This window comes from Flavobacterium sp. CG_23.5 (assembly GCF_017875765.1).
Classification (GTDB): domain Bacteria; phylum Bacteroidota; class Bacteroidia; order Flavobacteriales; family Flavobacteriaceae; genus Flavobacterium.
Genome location: NZ_JAGGNA010000001.1, coordinates 2,372,914 through 2,389,921, shown reverse-complemented (window position 1 = coordinate 2,389,921; position 17,008 = coordinate 2,372,914). Strand labels below are relative to the sequence as shown.

The following is a 17,008-nucleotide window of genomic DNA, read 5'->3' as shown; positions in this document are numbered from 1 at the left end:
ACCATGTTAAATTTCGAATTATACAATCCTACCAACTTGGTTTTTGGGAAAGGGCAGATTGAAAAATTATCGACTTTAGTTCCAAAAGGAGCAAAAATATTATTGGCGTATGGTGGTGGAAGCATTTTTAAAAATGGAATCCACGAACAAGTACTTAATAATTTAAAAGGTTTTGAAATCGTGGAATTTAGCGGAATCGAAGCAAATCCTCATTTTGAAACATTAATGAAAGCGGTAGCAATTGTTAAGGAACAAAAAATTGATTTTATCCTTGCTGTTGGTGGTGGTTCTGTAATTGACGGTACGAAATTCATTTCGGCAGCTGCTCATTTTGAGGGTAATCCAATGGATATTCTTCAAAAAAGATTGTTGATTAAAGACCTATCTAAAGTGATTCCGTTTGGAACAATTCTAACTTTACCGGCAACGGGGAGCGAAATGAACTCTGGAGCGGTTGTAACTATTGAAGCGACACAAGAAAAATTAGCGTTTGGCGGAAGTGCTTTGTTTCCGAAATTCTCGATTTGTGATCCAACAGTTATTGCTTCGTTACCAAAAAGACAATTGCAAAATGGTGTTGTTGATGCTTACACACATGTTTTAGAACAGTACTTGACTTATCCGCATGAAGGTTATCTTCAGGATCGATTTGCTGAAGGAATTCTACAAACTTTGATCCAAGTAGGTCCAGAAGTGGTGAGAAACCCAACAGATTATGCTTTAGCTTCTAATTTTATGTGGAGTTGTACCATGGCTTTAAATGGATTAATCCAAAAAGGAGTTCCTCAAGATTGGGCAACACATATGATTGGTCATGAACTAACGGCTTTATACGGAATCGACCACGCCAGAACTTTAGCAGTAGTTGGACCGAACTTATACCGAGTAATGTTTGAAACCAAAAAAGGAAAATTAGCACAATACGGAAAACGTATTTTTAATTTAACTGGAACTGACGATGAAATCGCTAAAGAGGCAATCAATAAAACAGTTGAATTTTTCCATACCATGGGAATGGATACTAAATTATCAGACTACACAAAAGACTTTGAAAAAACAGCTGATTTTATTGTAAATCGTTTTGAACAAAGAGAATGGAAAGCTTTAGGTGAAAAACAGAATGTCACTTTAGAAAAAGTAAAAGAAATTGTGGAAATGAGTTATTAATTCTATTGCATAGAGACTGATTTAACTTTAATCAGAATCAAATTAAAAAGGCGTTCTCCTATATAATGGGGAACGCCTTTTAAAATAATAAAACAAAACTAACTAACTCAATTTTCATTATATTCGTTAAATAACTAATTTATAATTACTTATAACGAAAATTTGTTGCGCATATTGCGTTAAAAAATATAAATGTTTTGAATAATTCTAAGTTGTTGTGATTGCTACATCCTGAAACCGCTAAAACTCTAAGGTTTCTGTTTAAATTTTATTTGCTTAATCAATGGTTTTTTAAGTACTTTTGATTAAATTTAATAAAAAAGATGGCCGAAAGTATAAAATTCGCAGTGATTGGTGGTGGAAGTTGGGCAACAGCGATTGCAAAAATGTTGTGTGTAAATCTTTCAGAAATTTCGTGGTACATGCGCAATGATGCTGCTATTGAACACATTAAAACCTACAAACACAATCCAAATTACTTAAGTTCAGTTGAATTTGACACCAAAAAACTTAAACTTACTAATGATATAAATGAGGCTGTAGCTTACGCTGATTATATCATTTTTGCTATTCCGTCGGCATTTTTAAATGCAGAATTGGAAAAACTAACCGTTTCTTTGAAGGATAAGATTATTTTTTCAGCGATTAAAGGAATTGTTCCTGAAACAAGTTTGATCGTGGGCGAGCATTTTCATGTACAATATGACATTCCTTATTATAACATTGGCGTTATTACTGGACCTTGTCACGCAGAAGAAGTGGCTATGGAGCGATTATCTTATCTTACCATAGCTTGCGGTGATGAAGAAAAAGCAAAAGTTGTGGCTAAAAATCTATCAGGAAATTACATAAAAACCAAGATCACTGACGATATTATAGGAACGGAATACGCAGCCATGTTAAAAAACATTTATGCTATTGCAGCAGGAATGGCACATGGTCTGGGTTATGGCGACAATTTCCAATCGGTATTGATGAGTAATGGAATTCGCGAGATGAAAAAATTCATTAAGAAAGTCCATAAAATGAAACGTAACATTAATGATTCGGCTTATTTAGGCGATTTATTGGTAACGGGTTATTCCATTTTCTCCAGAAATAGAATGTTTGGGAATATGATTGGTAAAGGGTATACCGTGAAAGCGGCGATGATGGAAATGAGCATGGTTGCCGAAGGATATTATGCCGTAAAAAGCGCTTATAAACTCAATCAGGGTTATGGCGCCAAAACTCCAATTATAGATGCCGTTTACGCTATTTTATATGAGGGTCAGGATGCGAAATCTGTGTTTAAAAAACTGACTGACAAACTGGATTAACTTAGCTACCAATTTAATAAGTAAACAACAAGCAGTTCATGAGCGAAAGATGGAAATATCAGATTAAAACTGGAGGTGGTTGGGGAGTTTTTATGGCGCTTGCAATGGATTTGGTTGACTTAACCGGAATGCCTTTTCAAGATGTTTTTTTTTCTAAAGTAAGCATCGTTAGATTCACGTATTTTCTCTTGGCTGGTATTTTCATAATAGGTTACATTAAATGGAAGAAAAAAGCAACAAGTGAAAAAATAGCAGTATGAGCGAAAGATGGAAATATCAGATTAAAATGGGTGGGATTTGGGGTGTATTTATGACGGTTTTCAATGTCTTATTCGAAATTAAAGAAATCCCTTTTTTAGAACAAGTATCTAAGCCTGGTTTTTATATTCGTGCCGCGGCCTATATAGTTGTAGGGATATTTGTTTTAGGATATTTTACTTGGAAAGCCAAACTAAAACAACAAAATCAATAAGTCAACCACTATAACCAAAAGATGGAAATATCAGATTTTAACAGCTTGTGGCTGGGGGATTTTTACAACCGTTTTTACGATTCTATTTGAAATAAAAGAAATCTCTTTTTAAAACAGGTATCAAAATCGGGTTTTTTTATTCGTGCCGTTAGTATATTTATTATGGGTTATTTTAATTGGAAAGCCAAAAATAAAAGACCCAACAATCACTAATTTACCTCATAATAACGCCGTCAACAAATAAAATAGGTACTTCTTCAACGAAGTCCTCGTTGATGGAATGCGCTTTGAAAATATATTTTTTATCGTATAATTTGTCTCCAATGAAAAAAGTCAACATGAATTCATTGTTGAGTGCCAAAACACTTTTTTCAATCATTTCGATCTTCATCACAGAAACCGGCGGAACCTCTACAAAAGCATGACGTAAAAGCGATGTTTTTTTCATTTCGCCGTCAATAGTTCCAAAAGCTTTGGAAACCACCATAACACTTTCAATCAGAAAATCACTGTCATTTATCAAATAGGCGTACCAGACTTTTTCCATGAAATCGTCGCTCCATTCTTGAACTGCAGCTAGGAAAACGTTTTCCACTTCGGGGATGACGATGTCTTTTTTCATGTTATTGCCAAGAATGAAGCAATCTCTTCATTCATTTTTTATTAATATTTAGTATTAAAAACTTAAATTTCTTGTCAACCTAAATGCATAGCCCAGATAGCAGTGAAAATCCTTTTTCGAGGCTTTTTGCCTCAAAAAAGATTGCAACGGATAGCTGGAAATAGCTCCTAAAAATATAATTTATAACTCTTATATACTTGATTTGAATTGCTCAAGGAAACGAACGTCATTTTCGTAGAACATACGGATATCGCCGATTTGATATAGCAACATTGCGATTCTTTCGATTCCCATTCCGAATGCAAAACCATTGTATTCATCAGGATTGATGCCACAGTTTTTCAAAACATTTGGATCGACCATTCCACAACCCATGATTTCTAACCAACCGGTTCCTTTGGTGATTCTGTAATCGGTTTCGGTTTTTAGTCCCCAATAAATATCAACCTCAGCGCTTGGTTCCGTAAATGGAAAGTAAGATGGGCGTAAACGGATTTTTGATTTTCCGAACATCTCTTTGGTGAAATACAAAAGCGTTTGTTTCAAATCAGCAAAAGAAACGTCTTTATCGATGTATAATCCTTCCACTTGATGAAAAATACAGTGCGAACGGGACGATACGGCTTCATTACGGAAAACTCTTCCCGGAGAAATCGTTCGAATAGGCGGTTTGTTGTTCTCCATGTAACGTACTTGTACGGATGAAGTGTGCGTGCGCAACAAAATATCGGGATTTGTTTGTATGAAAAACGTGTCCTGCATGTCACGCGCCGGATGGTATTCCGGTAAGTTTAATGCGGTGAAATTATGCCAATCGTCTTCAATTTCCGGACCTTCAGAAACGTTAAAACCAATGTTTGAAAAGATATCTATGATTTGGTTTTTTACCAATGAAATGGGGTGACGGGAACCAATGGTTATCGGCTCAGAAGAACGCGTTAAATCGCCATAAAACCCTTTACTTTCTTCTTTACTTTCTAAAGATTCCTGGATGGTTTTTACTTTTTCTTCGGCAGATGTTTTTAGCAAGTTAATTACCTGTCCAAATTCTTTTTTCTGGTCATTAGGAACATTCTTAAATTCGGCAAAAAGTTCTTTTAAAAGTCCTTTGCTTCCTAAGAATTTGATTCGGAATGTTTCTAATTCTGCAGTATTTTGTGTTGTAAAAGCTTGTGCTTCGCCGATATATTCTTTTATCTTGTCTATCATTTTCATCCAATAATTGAGAGTGCAAATCTAGTTAATTTTTAGTTGAAAGTAAACAGTCGCAGTCGCAGTTTTCAGAACATTGTGACTGAAAACTGTGACTGCGACTAAAAACTATTCTATAAGTTCTCTTTCGAGGAAATAATTAACAATGGCTTCCTTCATTAAAACCGATTGTTCCCCCGCTTTTAGTGGTGGCAACTCCTCTTTGACCTTGTAGTGTGGCCAACCGTCCTCATCAAAAAATTCGAATTCATAGAAACCGTAGGGCTCTAATAATCGACAAATTGCGATGTGCATGAGGTTTAGTTTCTCGTCTTTTTTGTATTCATTGTGCACTTTCCCTAGTTCCTGCACCCCGATTAAGTAAATAATGGAGTCTAAATCTAAATCTTCTCCTTGTGAAAATTGATCGGAAAGTATCGTTACAAGCTGTTCCCAGCGTTCTTTAAGTTGTGTGTCTCTTGACATTTTTTAATTTAGGATTTTAGATTTTAGATTTTAGATTTTGAGCTGAAGTCGCAATTAGGATGTTTTTAAATCACAACTCTGCAATCTGAATTCTAAAATTATTTTGGCAAAGATAAGAACTTGAAAATTGGCAATTGATAATCACAATTCTTTTATATTTGTACTTTTATTTATTTTACTACATCACCATGGAATTCATAGATATTATTTTGGGGGCTTTATTCGCTTTGGCTTTGTTTAAAGGAATTAGAAACGGTCTTTTTATCGAATTGGCTTCACTGCTTTCATTACTGATTGGAATTTATTTTGCAGTAAAATTTTCTTCATTTATGAAAAATATACTTGAAGGGTTTGTGCACTGGAATCCGCATACTATTCAGGTTGCTGCCTTTGTCTTTACATTTATTGCCGTTGTGATTGGAATTTCAATATTGGCAAAAGTCCTTACTCAAGTCAACAATTTAGCTTTTCTGGGGTGGTTAAACAAATTGGGTGGTGGTGTGTTTCGAGTACTGAAAACCGTGTTGATAGTTAGCGTTGTTTTTACTATTTTCGAAAAAATAAACTTCCATAACTATTTGGCCAAGAAAGAAGCTTTGGATCGTTCCTTATTTTACAATCCAATTCAAAAAACAGCTGGCTATATTTTTCCTTCACTAGAAAAATGGTATGATGACTTGAAGAAGAAAGGTTAGCCTAATAAAAATGCTTGGGCTTAAAACTTTCAATAAAGACTGAAAGTTGTCTAATTATTAAATGCAAATCAACAATCTTTTTTAATCAAATAAAAAATAACTATTTATTTTCTTTTTTCCAACTATCAGGTTCTTGAGAAGTGTGAAATATAGCATTCAAAAAAACAGTTTTCGATAATTCATCTACAATGAAAAAAGCCACATAAGGAAATTTACTAAAAGGTAGGAATCGGTAATTAACATCATGAAATTGATGCAACGGATTAATTTTTAATGCTTGGTATGTTTTTCTATAATCTTTCAAAAAATCAAGAGCTACTTTTTTACTGGCTTTATAGATGTAAAATTCAACTGCATCTTCTATGTTTTTTTAGGCTATTGGCGAAACAATAATCTTATAACTCATACTTGCTTTTTAAATCAGAAAATAATTTATCTGCATCATTATAAAGGCTTTTGTCTGAGTTTAATTGACTGTCAAGAATTTTTTGTTGTGTTTTAGATATAGTATATGATTCTTTATTTTCTATATCAATCAGCGCATCGACATATCCCATGACTCTTTCTAAGATGCTTTGAGGTGCATCTTTTAATTTTTTAGTCAACAATTCTAAGGTTGGTGTTACCATCTTTATTCCAATTTAATATTGTTCTTTCCTAAAAAAGCTGACAATTTTTTTGTTATTCTGTATATCCAAATTTACAAAAAGGAATCCAAAAAATAATTCATTTTAGAAATATTTATAAAGTCTCACCGTCGAAAAAAGTACAAGAACTTAAATTTGCAATCCAGAAAAACTGAAACTGTTCTAGAAGATTTGGGAAAAAACCCTAATACTACTTCACTTCCTTAATGGTATTGCTTTCAATCCAACCTTCAGTACCATCCGTTAACTGCACTTTTTTCCAATTATCTGCTTTTTCCTGTAAAAAGACTTTTGTTCCTTCATGCAACACAATAATAATGGAACTAGCCTTTTGCGGCTCGGTTCTGACCTCAGCAATTTCGGCAAAAACAATAGCGGGTTTTTCATTATCAAAATGGCTTTTTTCAAAAATAGCCCCGAAAATACTGATAAAAACCAGAAAAACAAGTACAAACATTCCCAAAAAGAAAATTCTTTTGAGCATCGTCGTTTGTGAAAAATAGTAACCCACAAAAAACAATAGAAAAGAAGTCGCTAATACTACTGAAATCCAAGCCCAAGTATTGTAATGCCAGATTCCAGTGAAATCACGAAGCAACTTTCCAAAACCTACTTTTGGCACTGTTTTAATTTCGTCAATAGTTCTTTTTTGAGCAAATTTAAGGTTGTTAGCGCTTTCTCTATCACTGGGATTAAGCACTAATGCTTTTTCATAATTATAAATCGAGGGCGCCACTTTATTCAATTTATAGTAGGTATTCCCAAGATTGAAATACAGTTCCGCCGATTGTTTATTGTCTTTCAATATGCTTTCATAGGCTATGGCAGCCTGTTCGTATTTCCCATTTTTATACAATTCATTCCCTGTATCAAAACCGCTTTGGGCAAAGAAAATCTGGGTTGTCAGTAATAATATATAAACTATGTTTTTCATTTTAATGGTATAAGTTGTCGATAAACTATTCGTAAATCTAAAATCGTAAATCTAAAATTATATCTGTTTTTCTAAGTCTGAAATAATTAAAACGGCTTTGTCAAAATCCTGTTGTATAGCAACACTTGACGATGGCGCATAACGTGCCACTTCGCAGTTTTCAGTCAATGCAATGAAATCATTTACCGCTCCGGGATTAGCATTTCTAGACAATAAAAGTTCCTGAATGTTATCCTTACTCATTTCTGAGGTTTCAATATGCAATTTAGCTTTCAAGAAGTTATGCATGGCTTTTTCAAGAGCTATGTAAAACAATTCTTTGTTGTTGATTTGTTTTTTGGCTTCCGATAAATATTTTTTGGCCAATTTATTATTCATTCTTATTCTGTTACCAGTAACATCTCCATCAAGTGCTTCTTTTTTCTTTTTAAGCAATACAATCACAGGAAGAATTAAAAAAGGTAAAAATAACAAGCCTAAATATAAATTAGAGCCAAAGAAATCTTGCTTATTTATTTTTAAAATCTTCGTTTTTAACTTGATATCTTTAAATTGTTCAACTTTATCAATTTTATTTTTGTCACTCCCTGAATTTGAAGCTACAGCAGCGGTTGGTCCATCGAGAACATTAATCATTATTTCGGAAGAACTTAGGGTTTTATATGTTTTTGACCCCAAATCAAAATAAGAAAATTTTAATGGTTTTATTGGATAATTCCCTTTGTATTGTGGGACAATGGTATAACTGTCTGAAACCTTCCCAACCATTCCTGAAAGCGGCGTGTCAACTTGTTCGCTATGAACGGCGTCATACATTTCGAGCGCATTAGGCACAATTGGTTTTGGCAAACTGAATAATTTCATATTCCCTTTTCCAGTTACACTGACAACCAAATCAAGACTTTCTCCATTTTTTAAATTGGTTTTTGTTGGCGTTACTTTGAAATCAAAATTACCAACAGCGCCAGAGAAATCTTCTGGTTTTCCAGCTTCTGGGAGTGGCTTAACATTTATTATTTTTGTTCCTGCAGAAACTCTTTTATTTCCTTCAGTAACAACTACACGACCAAACATATCTCTTTGGTTTGAAGGTAACTGTACAGCAATATCCAGCGACAAAGGCTCAATAGTGAGTTTCCCTGATTTTTGAGGGTATAACACAATTTTTTTCAAAACAATATAACGATATTTTTCCCCTTTAAAAAGTCCTTCTTCTGCAACTAATTGTTTTATTGGTATATCCTGACTCCAAAAATCATTGTATTTTGGCTTGCTAGCTTCTGTAGAATTAGAAATCCCAATATTGTTAAAATACAATTTATAGATAACCGTAATTGGTTCATTGATGTACGGATTAGTTTTAGAAACATCAGCAATAAGATAAAGATTGCCTTCTGCCGAAACCTGAGTGTCATTTGGATCTCTAGGTTGCGCGGTCGCTGCCGTAACATTTATTCTAATAGCCGCAGTTCTATAAACTTGTCCATTGAATTCTATCGTAGCTGGCCTAATTACTAATGTACCTTTTTGATTTGGCAAAAGGTAATACGAATATACTTTCTCAAAAGAACTTCTTCCGTTTACCCACGATTGACTCACCTGCTGGCTTGGACCTGCAATAATTCTAAATCCATCAAAATTTGGCTGCACAAAATTATCCCCATCAACATTCATTATAAAATCGATACGAAGTCTTTCGTTTAGGCCTAGCGTAGTTTTACTTACTTTGGCTTCAAATTGTACTTGAGCGCTCAGTGAGGTGCCTATTATTAAAAGAATCGCTACTATAAATCTTTTCATTTTAAAATATCTTAATTGACTTACCAATCTTTATCCGTTTGAACTGATTTTCCTTTTACTTTTTGGGCATTAACTTTATCTTGAACTTTTTTCTCTTCCTTATTCACCGCATTCAAAAGACTTTCTAACCTTTGTTTAGATATTCCTCCGGGCATCGGTTTTGGCTCCCCTTTTTCATCCTGTTTTGGATCTTTCTTGTCTTTATCTTTGTCTCCTTTATCGTCTTTCTTGTCCTTATCTTTATCCTTCTTATCGTCTTTTTTATCTTTATCCTTTTTCTTGTCGTCCTTTTTATCGTCTTTCTTATCCTTTTTCTTGTCGTCTTTCTTATCATCCTTAGGAGGATTTTCCTTTAGCATTTTTTTTGCCAAAGCATAATTATAACGTGTTTCCTCATCCGAAGGATCGTTTCGCAAGGCATTTTTATAAGCGTCCACCGCTTGAGTATAATCCTTTTCTTTCATGAAAACATTTCCCAAATTGTGAAATGCTTTGTGTTTTTCTGTTCTCGATTTTGAGTTTTTCAATGCTTTGGCAAAAGCAAATTTGGCTTCTGATGGCTGGTTTTGCTTATAAATTGAATTCCCTAAATTATAAGACGCCGCACTTCTATTCGGAAATTTTGAATTTGAAATTCTATAATCCGCTTCAGCATCGACAAACTTATTTTCGGCATATTCCTCGTTAGCTTTAGGCAATATCCTATCCTTTTGTTGCGCGTTTGCAACAAAAGAAAAAAGCAGTAACAGATGTAAAATTATTTTCTTCATTTTATTTTTAAATGTAAATGTCTGCGTAAATTTTTTTAACAGCATCGGCGATGGAGCCATTTTTAACTACGCGGCACTTTATATTTTATTTATTTTCGTTAAATAAATTCATTTTATTTACCCAACTTGTTTTTCTGTCTAAAAGGAAAATATCAACAAATAACAGCAAAAAAGCGAATGCTAAAAACCATTGAAATTGCGATTGAAAATCAGCCATTTCCGTAGCTTCAAATTCTGTTTTTTGGATTTTATCCAAAGTGTTTTTGATATAATCAATCACGTCTTTGGTACTATTCCCATTTACGTAGCCGCCTTTAGTAGCTTTTGCAATGGCAATCAAAGCCGCTTGATTCAATTTAGTTATAACAACTTGATTGTTATTGTCTTTTTTAAAGCCTTCAACAACGCCATTTCTTTTCAATGGAATCGTACTTCCTTTTTCAGTTCCAACACCAATGGTAATAATTTTTATCCCTAATTTATTGGCCTCCTCTGCAGCAGCTGCAGCTCCGTCAGAATGATCCTCTCCATCTGAAATCAAAATTAGCAGCTTACTGGTTTTTTTATCATCATAATACGTGGACGATAATTTTATCGCGTCATCCAATGAAGTCCCCACAGATGAAACCATATCAGTGTTCATACTTTGCAAAAACATTTTGGCTACGCTGTAATCCGTAGTAACAGGCAAAACGGGAAAAGCACTTCCGGCATACGCCACTATTCCTATTCTGTCACTTCCCAGCTGATTAATAATTTGAGAAACGATTTGCTTACTTTTTTCCAATCGGTTAGGCGCTACATCCTCAGCAAGCATACTTTTGGAAACATCCATTGCAAAAACAATATCAATTCCTTCTCGTTTTACGGTTTCCATTTTAGTCCCTATTTTTGGATTTACCAATCCAAAAATAATTCCAACCAACGCCAAAAGCAGCAATACCAACTTCAAAACAGGTTTAAAAACAGAGCTTTCAGGGCTAAGTCTTTTTACCAGTTCCAAATCACCAAATTGACGCTGTTTTTTTCTTTTCCAATATAAATTAACTAGAAAAACCAACACTACGAAGGGTAGTATAAAAAGTAGATATAAATATTTTTTTTCGTCTAATTCCATTTTTTACTATTAGTCGCAGTTTTCAGTCACAGCTTTCAGTTTACGACTGAAATGCGACTGCAACTGTCATTATATAAAGCTTTTAAAAACTGTTTTTCTCATTCCAATTTCTGCCAATAATAAAAAACCGGCAAACCATACAAATGGTCTAAATTTTTCATCATAATCGTAGAATTTCAACTCTTCAATTTCTGTTGTTTCCAGTTTATTGATGGAAGCATAAATTTCGGCCAATTTAGTATTGCTTGTTGCTCTAAAATATTTTCCATCCGTTTTTCTGGCAATACTTTTCAATAAGGCTTCGTCGATTTCCACTTTCATCATTTGAAATAAAAACTGGCCATTTGGAGCGACAGCGTAAGGAAACATCGCCATTCCGTTACTACCAATTCCTATGGTATATACTTTAATCCCATATTGTTTCGCAATATCAGAAGCCGTTTCTGGTTCGATAAATCCTGCATTATTTACACCATCGGTTAAAAGAATAACAACTTTGCTTTTGGCTTTACTGTCCTTTAAACGATTTACGGCAGTCGCCAATCCCATTCCAATTCCAGTTCCGTCTTGCAAAACAGTATCATACTTAATCCCGTTGATGGCGTCCAAAATGACCGCTTTATCACTCGTCACCGGAGTTTTTGTATACGCTTCGGAAGCATAAACCACCAAACCGATTCTATCATTTGGTCTTTCTTCCACAAAGTCAGCGGCCACTCTTTTCAGCGCTTCCATTCGGTTTGGTTTCAAATCTTTGGCAAGCATACTTCCGGAAACATCGACTGCCATAACAATGTCAATTCCTTTAGTAGTTTTTGTTTTATTGCTTATATCAACAGTTCTAGGTCTTGCCATAGCAACAATTAATGACGATAAAGCCAACAGTCGAAACACGTTCAAAATTGGTTTTAGCTTCACTAAAAAAGAATCGGAGTTCTTAAATCCTTGAATGGAACTGATCTTTAAAGTGGCGGATTGCTGATTTTTTTTCAAAAACAACCAAGCAATTGCAACTGGAATCAGAAGAAACAACCAAAAAAATTCTGGGTTTAAAAAAGTGATTTTATCCATTATTTACTTGCTTGTTTTAGTTCAACTGATCTCAAAACCCGTTCTGATATTTGGTTGGCATAATCATCCCCTTCTTCATGGAAAATAATAATTTGCTGCAATCCGCCTTCCTGACTAAACAGTAATGCTTCATAATATAATTTAGCACTGATGCCTTTATTGCTATCTATTTTCGAAAATGTTCCGTATGCTTTGAGTCCCTTAATTCCTTCTTTGGTTTCAAAATCTTCCTGTTTGACAATCATGTTTTGAGCTCCTTGAGATTCTAAGGATTGCAACGCACCATCCATTGATTTTGCCAAATCAATTTCTCCTTCTTGTTTGTATTTTAAAGTAGAAACCATAAGGTAGAAATTGTCTTGAACACTTCCGTAAGCAAAAGATTGCATTTCTTTAATCAAAGCCATTCCATCTTTGGGTAATGTCTTGGTCAAATCTACTCTCTTGAGCACTTTTGGTGTTTCTATAATTATTCCAGGATTTCCATAATCACTTTTTACCCATTCGCCTTCCAATAATTCTTTAGTAGGATTACCAATAATATTATCTTTTACATAATCGAATCCCTTCAAAATGATGAAAAAAGCGGTGGTTGCCACCAATATAAAAGCAACCGAAGAAATAGTGAGAACAATACGTTTCTTTCTCTTTTTTCGCAGTTGAATTTCGATTTGTTTTTGTCTTTGTGCTTCATTCAACAAAGTATCTTCTTCAACTGGAACCTCAACCGGAATCGAACTGTCTAAAGTTAAAATAGCTTTTTGAATTTTATTTCGATCTTCGGTAATTTCAAAATCCAATGGTTTTGACTTAGCAAATTTCACTAAATCCGCTTGTTTCAAAACTCTTTCCAGATTTACAATCGTTTCTTGAGAAAGTGCCATTTTCTTTTTAACAGATGCCATTCTTAACCCTTCAATCAATTCAGAAGTCGTGCTTTCCATGGCTGGAATTTCAATCGCTTCCTCGATATAATTTCGTGCAATATCGGTCAATTCACTATAATACGCCTTAACTTCTCCTTTTTGCCAAAGTTCTTTCTTTTCCAAAGTATTCAGCAAGCTGGTCGCTTTTTCAATTGGTGTTTTGAAAATTTCTGCTTCTAATTTTTTCTTTTGATGTTTTTTAATATACCAATAAATGAAGGCTCCAAGACCGATAATCAACCCTACTATAAGAAGGTATTTCCACCAATTTCCTAATGAATCATCCGCAGCAGCAATGCCCTTGATATCGAACATTTTTTGTTTTAAAGTATCCACTTTAACATTAGCAACTTCAACCAAAAGCGAATCCGTCATAAACGGCTTACTATTGATAAAAATCTTTATACTCGGAATAACATATCTACCGGAATCAAATTGGGTTAAACCGTATTTTTTTATTAATTCATAACGACCATCCATTTTAACGGTGTCAATAGGATACGACTGAATTACTTCCAGCGCGCCAAAATTTTTCAACTTAGGGAAAATCACTTTAGCCGAAGTATCTACAGTAGTTTTTATTGATAGTTTGAATTCGGCACCAATTTTATTTTTAATCGTATCTATACTTGTAATCACCTGCTTTTGTTGTGCAAAAACAGCCGTTGAAAGCAGTATAATTAGTAGGTATAATTGTTTTTTCATCTTTTATTATTGAACCCTTTATCTCGATTTAAAATAGCTTAATAATTTAGTCACATAACTTTCGTCCACTCTGGTATTTACAACCCCTGAACCTGATTTACTGAATGTTTCTTTAAAAAAGGTTACTTTTTCCTGATACAGTTTCTCATAATTCATTCGCACGGATTTAGAACCTGTGTTTACTAATTGTATTTCTCCAGTTTCGGCATCTAGCATGGAAACCATTCCTAAATTTGGCATCTTTTCTTCTCGAATATCATATACTCTTATTCCTGTGATATCATGTTTTTTAGAAGCGATTTTCAAGACATGTTCGTAATCCTCCGACATGAAATCGGAGATAATAAACACAATGGCTTTCTTTTTTTGGGTTCCCGATAAAAATTTCAAAGCCTGAGCAATATCTGTTTTTTGACTTTTTGGCTGAAATTCAATCAATTCACGAATGATGCGCAATACATGCGACCTTCCCTTTTTGGGCGGGATATACAATTCGATTTCATCTGAAAATAAAATCAAACCTATTTTATCGTTGTTTTGTGTAGCTGAAAAAGCCATTGTCGCCGCAATTTCAGTAACGATATCTTTCTTGAATTGGTTTTTAGAACCAAAACTTTCCGAACCTGAAATATCCACCATCAACATCATCGTCAATTCGCGCTCTTCCTCAAAAACTTTTACATGCGCTTCATTATAACGTGCGGTCACATTCCAATCGATTGCACGAATATCATCTCCATATTGATACTGACGTACTTCGCTGAAAGTCATTCCCCGTCCTTTGAAAGAAGTGTGGTATTCCCCCGAAAAGATATGATCACTCAATCTTCGGGTTTTGATTTCTATTTTTCGTACTTTTTTTAAAAGCTCTTTTGTATCCATTTTTAATTTGTTTAAAGTTTAAAAATTTAACGTTCCAAGTTCGTAATACAACAACTTGAAACTTTAAACATTAAACAAACTTTAAGGTACTTCAATCTCGTTTACGATTTTGTTTATGATATCTACTGAAGTGACGTTTTCGGCTTCCGCTTCATACGTAATTCCAATTCTATGACGCAATACATCGTGAACCACGGCGCGAACATCTTCTGGGATTACATATCCACGACGTTTGATAAACGCGTAACATTTAGCCGCATTGGCTAAATTTATACTTCCACGTGGCGAAGCTCCAAAACTGATTAACGGTTTCAATTCGGCTAATTTGTATTTCTCCGGGTAACGTGTCGCAAAAATAATATCAAGAATGTATTTCTCAATTTTTTCGTCCATATAAACTTCACGAACCGCTTCTTGCGCGCGTAAAATTTGTTCGACAGTAACAACAGGATTTACTTTTTCATAACTTCCTTTTAGGTTTTGACGAATAACTAAGCGTTCGTCCTCCATTTTTGGATAGTCGATAACTGTTTTCAACATGAAACGATCGACCTGCGCTTCCGGAAGTTGGTATGTTCCTTCTTGTTCAATTGGGTTTTGAGTAGCCAGAACTAAAAATGGTCGGTCCAACTTGAAAGTGGTATCCCCTATAGTTACTTGTTTTTCCTGCATGGCTTCTAATAATGCTGATTGCACTTTGGCAGGAGCACGATTTATCTCATCCGCTAGGACGAAATTAGCAAAAATTGGTCCTTTTTTAATCGAAAATTCATTTTGCTTTATGTTATAAATCATCGTTCCCACAACATCTGCAGGCAATAAATCAGGAGTAAATTGTATTCTGCTGAAAGATCCATGAACAGCTTGTGAAAGTGTATTAATGGCCAAAGTTTTTGCTAATCCGGGAACCCCTTCCAACAAAATATGTCCTTGACCCAAAAGTCCAATTAATAAACGTTCCACCATGTGCTTTTGACCCACAATGACTTTGTTCATTTCCATGGTGAGGAGGTCTATAAAAGCACTCTCTCTTTCAATTTTTTCATTGATTGCTCTAATGTCTAAAGTCGCTGTATTTTCTTCCATTTTATTATTTTTAAAACCTTGTATTTAATGCCTTGCTTTTGAGAGTGCAAATTGAAATTTTTTTTAGAGGTAAGATGTTAAAAAATGGTTAAAACTTCTAGAAATACCCTAATTTTAAGGACGAATTATGATACAATTTTCTTATTTTTAAGAACTTTGAAAAATATACTTTGAAATCGCAGATTCACCGATTTCATTAAAAAATTAAAACCATGAGTAAAACAACATTATCACCAATTGTAGCTGGTGTCATGAATTGGGGAATTTGGGATAAAAATCTCAATACCAAAGAAATGGAAAACATGATTAATATTTGTTTAGAAAACAAAATTACCACTTTTGACCACGCTGATATATATGGTGATTATACTACCGAATCCGAATTTGGAAAAGCATTTGCGTCAAGCAAGATTGCAAGAGAAAAAATGCAATTGATATCTAAATGCGGCATCCAAATGCTGACCGAAAATCGTAACAATACCATAAAACACTATGATTATTCAAAAGACTATATTATTTGGTCCGTTGAAAATTCATTGAAAAATTTAAAAACAGATTATCTGGATGTGCTTTTGCTTCACAGACCCAGCCCTTTGATGCAGGCGGATGAAATTGCGGAGGCTGTTCTAAAATTAAAATCGGATGGGAAAATTATAGATTTTGGTGTTTCTAATTTTACTTCTTCGCAAACCGAATTAATCCGTCAAAAAACTGAAATCAGCTATAATCAAGTGCAATTTTCGGCGACTAATTTTGAACCTATGGTTGACGGAAGTTTTGATTACATGCAAGTCCATAACATTCGTCCAATGTCATGGAACCCTCTAGGATTTGTTTTCAGAGAAGACATTCCTCAAACCCACAGATTGAAAAAATTATTGGCAACTTTAGTTTCGAAATACCATTTGGGTTCCGACACGATTTTGCTTTCCTGGATTTTACAACATCCGGCAAAAGTTATTCCAATCGCTGGAACGGTAAATGTGGCTAGAATACAATCGCTGATGAAAGCTGTAGAACTAAAATTAGAAAAAGAAGATTGGTTTGCAATATGGACCGAAAGTATGGGTAATACTGTAGCTTAATCAAAATTCGGATTGTAGAATTTAAATTTAAAA

At 34.3% G+C, this 17,008-nt stretch carries 18 protein-coding genes; 6 read left to right on the top strand and 12 right to left on the bottom strand.

Translation table 11 applies throughout. The features are described 5' to 3' along the window. The first annotated feature begins 3 nt into the window (after positions 1-3). The 4 genes from H4V97_RS10295 (at position 4) to H4V97_RS10280 (ending at position 2,958) form a co-directional block, all read left to right on the top strand. Positions 4-1,167 (top strand): iron-containing alcohol dehydrogenase, encoded by a 1,164-nt coding sequence (locus H4V97_RS10295; RefSeq protein ID WP_209549662.1) that lies wholly within the window; start codon positions 4-6, stop codon positions 1,165-1,167. Positions 1,168-1,490: 323 nt separating this feature from the next. After that, the gene (locus H4V97_RS10290; RefSeq protein ID WP_196850354.1) at positions 1,491-2,486 is read left to right on the top strand and encodes an NAD(P)H-dependent glycerol-3-phosphate dehydrogenase; all 996 of its coding nucleotides are present in this window, start codon (positions 1,491-1,493) and stop codon (positions 2,484-2,486) included. A gap of 38 nt (positions 2,487-2,524) precedes the next feature. Continuing rightward, positions 2,525-2,746 carry a hypothetical protein gene (locus H4V97_RS10285; RefSeq protein WP_209549661.1) on the top strand — a complete coding sequence of 74 codons (222 nt, stop codon included), beginning with the start codon at positions 2,525-2,527 and terminating at the stop codon, positions 2,744-2,746. Further along, positions 2,743-2,958 (top strand): hypothetical protein, encoded by a 216-nt coding sequence (locus tag H4V97_RS10280; RefSeq protein WP_209549660.1) that lies wholly within the window; start codon positions 2,743-2,745, stop codon positions 2,956-2,958. The genes H4V97_RS10285 and H4V97_RS10280 overlap by 4 nt, the downstream gene beginning before the upstream one ends. Before the next feature lie 214 nt (positions 2,959-3,172). Here H4V97_RS10280 and H4V97_RS10275 read toward each other — a convergent pair whose 3' ends face one another. From H4V97_RS10275 to H4V97_RS10265, 3 genes are all read right to left on the bottom strand, one after another. Continuing rightward, positions 3,173-3,580 (bottom strand): hypothetical protein, encoded by a 408-nt coding sequence (locus tag H4V97_RS10275; protein ID WP_209549659.1) that lies wholly within the window; start codon positions 3,578-3,580, stop codon positions 3,173-3,175. A 189-nt stretch (positions 3,581-3,769) separates the two neighbouring features. After that, positions 3,770-4,789, bottom strand: a complete 1,020-nt coding sequence (gene pheS, locus H4V97_RS10270; RefSeq protein WP_196850357.1) for a phenylalanine--tRNA ligase subunit alpha — start codon at positions 4,787-4,789, stop codon at positions 3,770-3,772. Between the two features lie 111 nt (positions 4,790-4,900). Beyond that, positions 4,901-5,257 (bottom strand): hypothetical protein, encoded by a 357-nt coding sequence (locus H4V97_RS10265; protein ID WP_209549658.1) that lies wholly within the window; start codon positions 5,255-5,257, stop codon positions 4,901-4,903. Positions 5,258-5,445: 188 nt separating this feature from the next. Here H4V97_RS10265 and H4V97_RS10260 point away from each other — a divergent pair, with 188 nt between their 5' ends. Then, positions 5,446-5,952: a CvpA family protein gene (locus tag H4V97_RS10260; protein WP_209549657.1), complete on the top strand. Its 507-nt coding sequence runs from the start codon at positions 5,446-5,448 to the stop codon at positions 5,950-5,952. Between the two features lie 395 nt (positions 5,953-6,347). Here the strand turns inward: H4V97_RS10260 and H4V97_RS10255 are convergent, their stop codons facing one another. The 9 genes from H4V97_RS10255 to H4V97_RS10215 all read right to left on the bottom strand — a co-directional run bounded on the left by H4V97_RS10255 (position 6,348) and on the right by H4V97_RS10215 (position 15,890). After that, entirely contained in the window at positions 6,348-6,581 is a 234-nt protein-coding gene (locus H4V97_RS10255) for a hypothetical protein (RefSeq protein WP_196850361.1), read from the bottom strand. A 208-nt stretch (positions 6,582-6,789) separates the two neighbouring features. After that, entirely contained in the window at positions 6,790-7,533 is a 744-nt protein-coding gene (locus H4V97_RS10250; RefSeq protein WP_196850362.1) for a tetratricopeptide repeat protein, read from the bottom strand. 57 nt (positions 7,534-7,590) lie between these two features. Next, on the bottom strand, positions 7,591-9,333 hold the full coding sequence (locus H4V97_RS10245; RefSeq protein WP_209549656.1) for a BatD family protein: 1,743 nt from the start codon (positions 9,331-9,333) through the stop codon (positions 7,591-7,593). A 20-nt stretch (positions 9,334-9,353) separates the two neighbouring features. Beyond that, a complete protein-coding gene (locus tag H4V97_RS10240; RefSeq protein WP_209549655.1) occupies positions 9,354-10,103 on the bottom strand; it encodes a tetratricopeptide repeat protein in 750 nt (249 codons plus the stop codon). An 85-nt stretch (positions 10,104-10,188) separates the two neighbouring features. Continuing rightward, the gene (locus tag H4V97_RS10235) at positions 10,189-11,220 is read right to left on the bottom strand and encodes a VWA domain-containing protein (RefSeq protein WP_209549654.1); all 1,032 of its coding nucleotides are present in this window, start codon (positions 11,218-11,220) and stop codon (positions 10,189-10,191) included. A 69-nt stretch (positions 11,221-11,289) separates the two neighbouring features. Next, positions 11,290-12,291, bottom strand: a complete 1,002-nt coding sequence (locus tag H4V97_RS10230) for a vWA domain-containing protein (RefSeq protein WP_209549653.1) — start codon at positions 12,289-12,291, stop codon at positions 11,290-11,292. Then, positions 12,291-13,922: a hypothetical protein gene (locus H4V97_RS10225; protein ID WP_209549652.1), complete on the bottom strand. Its 1,632-nt coding sequence runs from the start codon at positions 13,920-13,922 to the stop codon at positions 12,291-12,293. The genes H4V97_RS10230 and H4V97_RS10225 overlap by 1 nt, the downstream gene beginning before the upstream one ends. A gap of 18 nt (positions 13,923-13,940) precedes the next feature. Continuing rightward, positions 13,941-14,804, bottom strand: a complete 864-nt coding sequence (locus H4V97_RS10220) for a DUF58 domain-containing protein (protein ID WP_196850368.1) — start codon at positions 14,802-14,804, stop codon at positions 13,941-13,943. A gap of 81 nt (positions 14,805-14,885) precedes the next feature. Continuing rightward, positions 14,886-15,890 (bottom strand): AAA family ATPase, encoded by a 1,005-nt coding sequence (locus tag H4V97_RS10215; RefSeq protein ID WP_196850369.1) that lies wholly within the window; start codon positions 15,888-15,890, stop codon positions 14,886-14,888. Between the two features lie 212 nt (positions 15,891-16,102). On the opposite strand from H4V97_RS10215, the gene H4V97_RS10210 reads away from it, so the two are divergent. After that, positions 16,103-16,975, top strand: a complete 873-nt coding sequence (locus tag H4V97_RS10210) for an aldo/keto reductase family oxidoreductase (protein ID WP_196850370.1) — start codon at positions 16,103-16,105, stop codon at positions 16,973-16,975. The last annotated feature ends 33 nt before the right edge of the window (positions 16,976-17,008 follow it).